Origin of the sequence: Reyranella sp., assembly GCF_004296935.1 — a bacterium.
GTDB lineage: Bacteria > Pseudomonadota > Alphaproteobacteria > Reyranellales > Reyranellaceae > Reyranella.
The window spans coordinates 1-8,121 of the sequence record NZ_SCVH01000014.1 but is presented as its reverse complement, the minus strand read 5'-3'; the positions used below and the strand labels follow the sequence as shown (position 1 = coordinate 8,121).

9 protein-coding genes are annotated in these 8,121 nt (G+C 63.3%); 7 read left to right on the top strand and 2 right to left on the bottom strand.

The genetic code is table 11. The features are described 5' to 3' along the window. From EPO55_RS01505 to EPO55_RS01480, 6 genes are all read left to right on the top strand, one after another. On the top strand, positions 1 to 493 hold a 493-nt coding region (locus EPO55_RS01505), incomplete at its 5' end, for an ABC transporter substrate-binding protein (protein ID WP_296334615.1). Between the two features lie 20 nt (positions 494 to 513). Beyond that, complete coding sequence (locus tag EPO55_RS01500) at positions 514 to 1,386, top strand: branched-chain amino acid ABC transporter permease (RefSeq protein WP_296334614.1); 873 nt, start codon at positions 514 to 516, stop codon at positions 1,384 to 1,386. Further along, positions 1,383 to 2,354 carry a branched-chain amino acid ABC transporter permease gene (locus EPO55_RS01495; protein ID WP_296334613.1) on the top strand — a complete coding sequence of 324 codons (972 nt, stop codon included), beginning with the start codon at positions 1,383 to 1,385 and terminating at the stop codon, positions 2,352 to 2,354. The genes EPO55_RS01500 and EPO55_RS01495 overlap by 4 nt, the downstream gene beginning before the upstream one ends. Beyond that, the gene (locus tag EPO55_RS01490; protein WP_296334612.1) at positions 2,351 to 3,079 is read left to right on the top strand and encodes an ABC transporter ATP-binding protein; all 729 of its coding nucleotides are present in this window, start codon (positions 2,351 to 2,353) and stop codon (positions 3,077 to 3,079) included. Before EPO55_RS01495 ends, EPO55_RS01490 begins: the two co-directional genes overlap by 4 nt. Further along, on the top strand, positions 3,069 to 3,803 hold the full coding sequence (locus EPO55_RS01485) for an ABC transporter ATP-binding protein (protein WP_296334611.1): 735 nt from the start codon (positions 3,069 to 3,071) through the stop codon (positions 3,801 to 3,803). The genes EPO55_RS01490 and EPO55_RS01485 overlap by 11 nt, the downstream gene beginning before the upstream one ends. A 50-nt stretch (positions 3,804 to 3,853) precedes the next feature. Beyond that, positions 3,854 to 5,527 (top strand): amidohydrolase family protein, encoded by a 1,674-nt coding sequence (locus EPO55_RS01480; protein WP_296334610.1) that lies wholly within the window; start codon positions 3,854 to 3,856, stop codon positions 5,525 to 5,527. A gap of 344 nt (positions 5,528 to 5,871) precedes the next feature. On the opposite strand, the gene EPO55_RS01475 is transcribed toward EPO55_RS01480, so the two are convergent. Beyond that, positions 5,872 to 7,053, bottom strand: coding sequence for a hypothetical protein (locus tag EPO55_RS01475; RefSeq protein ID WP_296334609.1), 1,182 nt, complete (start codon positions 7,051 to 7,053; stop codon positions 5,872 to 5,874). Between the two features lie 12 nt (positions 7,054 to 7,065). After that, positions 7,066 to 7,572, bottom strand: a complete 507-nt coding sequence (locus EPO55_RS01470; protein ID WP_296334608.1) for a hypothetical protein — start codon at positions 7,570 to 7,572, stop codon at positions 7,066 to 7,068. A 224-nt stretch (positions 7,573 to 7,796) separates the two neighbouring features. Here EPO55_RS01470 and EPO55_RS01465 point away from each other — a divergent pair. Continuing rightward, positions 7,797 to 8,121, top strand: a 325-nt coding sequence (locus tag EPO55_RS01465; RefSeq protein WP_296334607.1) for a hypothetical protein, incomplete at its 3' end; no start/stop codon positions are given.

Genomic DNA, 8,121 nt, shown 5'->3' with positions numbered 1-8,121 from the left:
GTTCGGCGGCGGCATGGTCGGTCTGCAGTTCTCGAGCGTGATGGAATCGATGGGCTCGCTGCTGAACGGCGTGGTCAACTACAACAGCTACCTGCCCGAGAAGTCGATGGAGTTCACGGGCACCAAGGATTTCTTCGTCAAGTACCAGAAGCGCGCCGGCGAGGCCAAGGTCGACCCGCTCGGCTACTACCTTGCGCCCTTCGGCTATGCCATGGGCCAGATGGTCGAGCAGGCGGTGAATGCCACCAAGTCGCTCGACCACAAGAAGCTTGCCGACTTCCTGCGCAGCAACGAGATGATGACGATCGTTGGCCCAATCGTGTTCGGCCCCGACGGCGAGCGCAAGGAATCGGCGACGCTGATGGCGCAGTTCCGCGGTGTCGTCGACAAGAACATCGAGCAGTTCCGCAATCCGGGCAAGCAGATCATCGTGTTCCCCGAGAAGTGGAAGACCGGCGAGCTCATCCAGCCGTTCGAGAAGGCGCGGAAGTAGCGGCTTAGGCGGCAAAGCGGGTGTTTTCCTGGGAGTTGCTGGTCGACGCCATCGTGCTCGGCGCCATGGTCGGCTGCTTCTATGCTGCGGTCAGCATCGGCCTGTCGATATCCTTCGGCCTGCTCGACGTGCCCAATGTCGCCCATCCGGCACTGCTGGTGCTGGCCGCGTACGGCGCCTGGCTGCTGGGCGACTTCGACATCGATCCGATCGTGGCCGGCCTGCTGCTGATGCCGGTCTTCTTCGTGCTCGGAGTCCTGCTCTACCGCACCTACCACGAGACGTTCGAGAAGCGCGGCAGCGAGGCCGGCGTGCGTGGCCTCGCCTTCTTTTTCGGCATGGCCTTCATCATCGAAGTCGGCATCATCATGGCCTTCGGTGTCGACCAGCGCACGGTCCAGGCCTTCTACATCGGCAAGAGCATCGAGATTCTCGATGTTCGCATTCCGATGCGCATGGTCGTGGCCTTTGCGATGGCGCTCCTGCTGTCGCTGGCGCTGACGTTCTACCTGTCGAAGACCTTCCTCGGCCGCGCCATCCGCGCGGTGGCGCAGGACGAAGGTGCACTCAGGCTGATGGGCGCCGATCCCGTGGCGATCAAGCAGTGGGCCTTCGGCATCGCGACGGCCGTGGTGGCGCTCGCCGGCGCGCTGTTGATCATCGTCCAGCCGGTCGAACCGACCCTTGATCGCGCCTACATCGGCCGCACCTTCTGCGTCGTGGTGATGGCTGGGCTGGGCAGCATGTCGGGGACCCTGCTGGCCGGCGTCATCCTGGGCGTCGCCGAGACCATCGTGCTCACCATGTTCGGCGCGTCGTGGGCGCCGGCCATCTCCTTCACCCTGCTGCTGGTGGTCCTGGGCGTTCGCCCGCAGGGCCTGTTCGGCCGATGACGATGCAGGGACTGGGGCAGAGAATCGGATTCTGGATCGGGGCGGCCGCCTTCATCGCCTTGGCCTTCGCCATGGCGCTCGTGATCCGCAACGAATACGTCTTCTTCGCGGGCTTCGTCATCCTGCAATTCATCGTGCTGGCGACGGCCTGGAACATCCTGGGCGGCTATGCCGGCTACGTGAACTTCGGCACCAGCGCCTTCTTCGGCGTCGGCGTCTATACCGCCGTCTTTCTCCTCAAGGCCGTGGACGCCCCGCTCTGGATCCAGATCCTGGTGGCGGCAATCGTCGGCGCGGCCCTGGGCCTCGGCGTCGGTCTTCTGACCCTGCGGCTGCGCGGCATCTTCTTCTCCATCGCCACTGTTGCCATTACCATTATCGCAGAGACGCTGATCACCAACTGGAAGTTCGTCGGCGGCGCGACCGGCGTGCAGCTCTTGCGTCCGCCGGTGACTCCGCCTTTCGATTCCTACATAAAAATGCTGTTCGTGATTGCTGCCGTCATGGTGGTGATCGCCGTCGCCCTGGCGCGCCATGTCCAGAACTCTGGCATCGGCCGCGGGCTTCGCGCCATCCGCGACGACGAGATCGCCGCCGAATGTTCTGGTGTGCCGACGCTCAATCTCAAGCTGGTGGCCTGCGCGCTCTCCGGCGCTCTGATGTGCGCCGCCGGCGCGCCGTCGGCCATGTACCTTCAGTTCGCCGATCCGGTTTCGGCCTTCAACCTCAACTATTCGGTGTCGGCACTCGCCATGTCGCTGATCGGCGGCACCTCACACTGGATCGGTCCGGTGCTGGGCGCGATCCTGCTGGCGACCACGCAGCAGCTCCTGACCGTGACGATCTCGTCCGAGGTCAATGTGCTGGTGCTGGGCGTGATGCTGGTGCTGTTCGTCGTGGTGGCGCCGGAGGGCATCATCGGCCTGGTGCGACGAGTCTGGCGGCTGGTCCGGAGAGGCACGCCATGAGCGAGGCCCTGCTGCGCGTCGACGGCGTGTCGAAGCGGTTCGGCGGCTTCACGGCGCTGGAGGGCATCAGCGTCGACATCCGGCCCGGCGAGCGCTTTGGCCTGATCGGGCCGAATGGCTCGGGCAAGACGACCCTGATCAACTGCATTTCCGGCGTGCTGCCGAGCGACGGCGGCTCGATCCGCTTCAACGGCGAGGACATCACGCGCCTGCCGGCCTACAAGCGCACCCGCCGCGGCATCGCTCGCAGTTTCCAGGTACCGCGGCCATTCAAGAGCATGACGGTGCTCGAGAATCTCCTGGTGGCGATCGATTTCGCCGTGATCGGCCATGGGCTTTCGACCCGCCAGGCTGACGCCGAAGTCTTCGAGATCCTCGACAAGATCGGCCTGGCCGGCAAAGCGCACGTGGCATCAAGCCAGCTCTCCCAGGTGGAGCTGCGCAAGATGGAGCTCGCGCGCGCAATGGCGGCGCGCCCCAAGCTCCTGATTTCCGACGAGGCGATGGCCGGCCTCGCCGGCTCCGAGGTCGACGAGGTCCTCGACGTGCTGCTGAAGCTGAACGCGGAGGGCATCACTGTCATCATGATCGAGCACATCATGCAGGCGGTGATGCGCTTCTCCGAACGCGTGATGTGCCTCGACGCCGGCCGCGTCATCTGCGAGGGCACGCCACAGCAGGTGATGGCCGACAAGGGCGTGCAGGAGGCCTACCTTGGCGCTTAAGCTCACCGTCTCCGGCCTCGACGCCCGCTATGGCGCGGTGCGGGCGTTGAACGGCGCCTCGATCGAGGTCAACGCCGGCGAGACCGTCGTGCTGCTCGGCACCAACGGCAACGGCAAGAGCACCCTGATGAAATGCCTGATGGGGGTGGTACGTCCGGCGGCCGGTACGATCACCCTCGAAATCGACGGGCAGGCGCACGACGTCACGCGCCTCGCCACCGAGGAGATCGTCGGGCTCGGCGTGGCGCTGGTGCCGGAAGGGCGGCGCCTCTTCCCCAAGCTCACAGTCGAGGAAAACCTGATGCTGGGTGCCTTCCGCAGGAGCGCGCGTGCCCGGATCGCCGAAAACCTCGCCTTCGCCTACGAGGCTTTCCCGGTGCTGACCGAGCGGCGGCGGCAACTCGCCGGCACGATGTCGGGTGGCCAGCAGCAGATGTTGGCCATCGCGCGCGCCCTGATGTCCTCGCCACGCCTGCTGCTGATCGACGAGCCGTCGGTCGGCCTGTCGCCGCTGCTGGTCGCCCAGACGATCTCCAAGATCGAGGAACTGAAGCAGCAATTCGGACTCACCGTGCTGATGGCGGAACAGAACTTCCACCAAGCGGTGCGAATCGCCGACCGCGGCTACATCATCGTGCACGGCGCGATTGCCTTCGAGGGTAAGACCGTCGCTGAATTGCGGTCGAACGAGATCGTCAAGCAGCTTTATCTCGGCGGTGGGTAGACGGGTGGCAGGGCTGTAGTAGCCTCGGCCAAGGTTTCTGGGAGGAAACGATGAGCTACGACCTCGTGATCAAGAACGGCACCGTGGTCGACGGCACAGGCAGGAAGCAATACCAGGCCGACGTGGCGATCACCGGTGGCAAGGTGGTCGAGATCGGCAAGGTGACGGAAGGCGCCCGGCGCACCATCGACGCCCATGGCCTCGTGGTGGCGCCAGGCTTCGTCGATCCGCACACCCACTACGATGCACAGATCTGCTGGGATGGCGCAGTCACCCCTTCGTCTTGGCACGGTGTGACTTCCGTGGTGATGGGCAATTGCGGCGTCGGCATCGCACCCTGCAAGCCCGAGACCCGCGAGATCGCCATGAAGGATCTGGTGAATGTCGAAGGCATCCCCTTCGACGTGCTGAACAAGGGTATCACCTGGGATTGGGAGACGTTCCCTGAGTTCATGGACGCGGCGGCGGCGCGCAAGCCGTCGCTCAACCTCGCCTTCATCGCGCCGCTGACGCCGTTCCGACACTACGTGATGGGCGAAGCGTCGATGGACCGCGCCGCAACGCCGGAGGAGACGCATCAGATCGCCGAGCTGATCGGCGAAGCGGTGGACGCGGGCGCGCTGGGTTTCTCCTCGACCACGCTCAACCAGCACATGGGCTTCGAGGGAAAGCCGCTGGCCTGCCGCAATGCCAGCCGCGAGGAGATGAAGGCCTACGCCAACCAGCTCAAGAAGCGCGGCAAGGGCGCGATCGAGATCGCGTTGACGCGCCAGGTCGGCGTGCTGGAGCAGGACCAGTGCGAGCTGCTGGATTTCCTGCTCGAGGAGAGCGGCCGGCCGGTCACCTTCATCGCGCTGTTCGACCGTGACGACATTCCCGAGGCGGTGCGCGACACCTTGCGCCGGGCCGCGCCGATGATCGCCAAGGGGGCCAGGCCGCAGACCTCGCCGCTACCCCTCACGCGCGAATGCAACATGGACAATCCCTTCGCGTTCGCGGCCTTCCCGGCTTGGAAGCGGGTGTTCGCCGACACCTCGAAGGAAGCGCAGAAGAAGGTCTATGCCGATCCCGCCTTCCGCGCCCAGTTCCGCGCCGACCTCAAGAACCCGACCGGCTTCAGCGACTGGCGTCGCGTCGTGGTGCACGACGTGCGCAATCCGGCACTGAAGCATCTGGAGCGCAAGTCGATCGCCCAGATCGGGGAGCTGCAGGGCAAGGACGGCGTCGATGCTTTCCTCGACACCGTATTGGCCGATGATCTCGACACCGAGCTCACCATTTCCTCGTGGAACACACGCGAGGACCGCATGCGCGAACTCCTGAACAATCCCGCCATCCTGATGGCGCTGGGCGACGGCGGGGCGCATGTCGACATGCTGTGCGACGCCGGCTACCCGACCTATCTGCTCGGAACCTGGGTGCGCGAGAAGCAGGCGATCACACTGGAAGAGGGCGTGCGCAAGCTCACCTCGGATCCCGCCGATCTCTTCGGCCTGAAGGACCGCGGCCGTCTCGCCAAGGGCATGCCGGGCGATGTGGCGATCTTCGATCCTGTCGCGATCGGCTCCTCCAACCACGGCGAGCGACGCTTCGACCTGCCTGGCGGCGCCAAGCGCATCGTGATGCCGTCGCGGGGGGTCGAATACACGATCGTCAACGGCGCGGTCACCTGGGAGCAGGGCCGGCTTACCGATGCCAAGGCCGGCAAGGTGCTGCGGGGATAGGCAGCGCTCCCGATCTTCGTTTCGGCCGCTGGCGGTGGGTGTAGTCCACCGCGAACCATTCTCCACGGCAAATTCCCTGCTAACAGGGAAAATAGCAGGGAATTTGCCAAGGTGAGCCTCAGGTCAGGTGAATTGAGCAGGCAAATTCGCCATTTGACCCCGCTTTGCGCTGTGGCCGCACGATCTGGAACAGGGAATTTCTTCGCGCAGAACAGGGAATTCATGAAGCGGAGCAGGGAGGGGCAGGCGGCCTCCAAGTGGTGTCCGGGGCGCATTTTTGGCCTGTGCACAGGCAGGGCCACGCGCCCTAGGGAGAGGGGTGACCCCATACCCTTGGATGACGCTCAGGCGCCCCCAAATCGGGCCCCTAGACGCTCGTTCTGCAGAGGGTCAATCCGGTCGGCTTCAGCCAGCGCCCAAGATACCCACGCAGAGATCTTGTTGGCATCTCCTTCAGAGGCCATTCCGGCCGCTGCTACCTGAACGGTGGCCACATAGTCCCTGAGGTCCCGAGCGCGGCGCCAATTGTTCGCTTCCTGCAGGAGGTGTTGGATACGCTCCCGCGCCTCCCGCTCAAGCCGCAGGCGCTCCTGGCTTTCTGCCTCTTCTTTCTCCTTCCGTCGTTTCTCCCGGAGTTCTTGGAGCCGTTCGACTTCCCATTCATAGCGCGCCTGCCTGTGTCGGCGAAAATGAACCTCACCTGCAAGGATCAGGCATACGACGATATCGCTGAGGTGAGCTTCGATCTTCTGGTCGCCGTCTACCCAGGTCCACTGCATGTCTGGAATCGGATCCGGGTACAGGATTTCGAGCTTAAGCTTCTCCTGGGCCCCAAACTGGGGAAGGACCTGAGAGTGGTAGTCCCTGCTGTCGCTTCCCCTTCGGGAGGCGCCGTCGAGGGTGAAGCTGACGTGCTGCCCGCCGATCTTGACCCCTAGATCCCGGGCCTGTCGGCCCCCGATTGATACCTTGTAGTCTTCGTGATCCAAGGCGACAGAAATTGCATTGAGGACCCTGAGGCGGCGCTTCTCGAAGGGACCATCAAAGATTGGCTTGTCCCACGCGTAGGTGTTGCTGAGCACTACCTGGCGCCGGCGTTCATCAGCTTCGAGAAGTCGCTCTATGAGATGATGTGGGTTCGCGAGCGTCTTCGGTATGGTGACCTTGCCAAGCTGCTTGCGGATGCGCCCCAAAACGCTCGAGAGTTCTTCGTCGAATACCGGAGGCTGTAGCTCGGTCCTGTCATCCTCATCGGTGCGGGCCGAATAGCCCTGCCATTCGTAGCGCCTGCCGCCAAATGTGACTTCGTCTGAAAGCCCAGGCGGACGCGGGGGCAGATCGACAACATAGGTCGGCTTGCCGGCATTAATCCTGTTCCAGTGCCCGCGAGGCGGCGTAGGTATGCTGGCGGTGCGGCAGACCTTGACCAACCCGACATCCGAGATTTCGTTCTCGGCTGCCAGCTCACGCATGGGCTTCGACCAGACCAACTCATACAGGGCAGGCCGGCTAAACCGCTTGATCACATCAGGCCTCCATCAGCTGATGTCGGCCATAGTTACTGGCGGCCGTTCAGTCCGCCAGTTGCGGATGTGTTGCGTCGTGTAATGGCGACCGTCGAAGGTGGTGTCCTTGGCCTCGCCTACCCGACATCCGCAGTCGCGTAAGGCCGCCAAAGGTCCGATTGCAAAGTCCCATTCGGCCTGCTTCCCACGATCGATGAGATCGCCTGTAACGACACAGAATTTGGGTTGGGTCCCTCCGATCCGTCTCTTGGCAATCTCAGCGCAGATCCAATCACCGGAGGGCCCACCATCTACCCGATTGGTTCCATTTCCCGTGACATGAACGTCTGCGATCTGAACGAGGAAGGGCTTTTCGATGCTGGCTTCCTTGCTCCGGTCCTCGGCCTGCGGCGCATGGTGGCGCCGCAGCATCGCTACGAGGCGCAGGAATAACCATTTGTTCCAGACCGATGCTATGCACGCCGCGACCATTCCGGCCGCGGCAAACGGTGCCTCGATCCAGTAGGCTGCTGTGGCCATAGCCGCATTCCTTGCATACTTCTGAGTACTCTGGCGACGGTCGTATTTTTTTGCGGCAATGGCCGATATCATGAGCGGCTGGAGTGCAGGAATCTTCTCCAAGGATCACGAATAGATAGGCACGCTCGAACAGCGGAAGGTATTGAATCATTTATGTTTACTCCTTCTACTTATCGCAGTGGGGCCTCTACCTTGGAAATTGGCTTTGATATGGGGACGCACCAATGAAGCACGTCGAGGCCACTAAGGTTTCTGCGGGAGCACGCGCGGCATTGGGGATCGACCGTCTGGTATCGCTGACGCAGCGTTCCTCGCCACATCAGTGGGTAGACACCGCCATGCAGCGCTGGGAGCCTGCTACACGGCGTAACTTTGCCAAGATGGCACTGATGACAATAGCCGTTCTATTGGGCTTTTGGGGCTTCCAGGCCACCCATGAACCTGCGCAGGAGGCGTGGCGGGCCAACGTGATATGGCACAACCTTTTCCGCACGCTGCAGCTCCTGACGGCGCAGTTTCCGAACCAACTTCCGACTGAGTTGCCCCTGC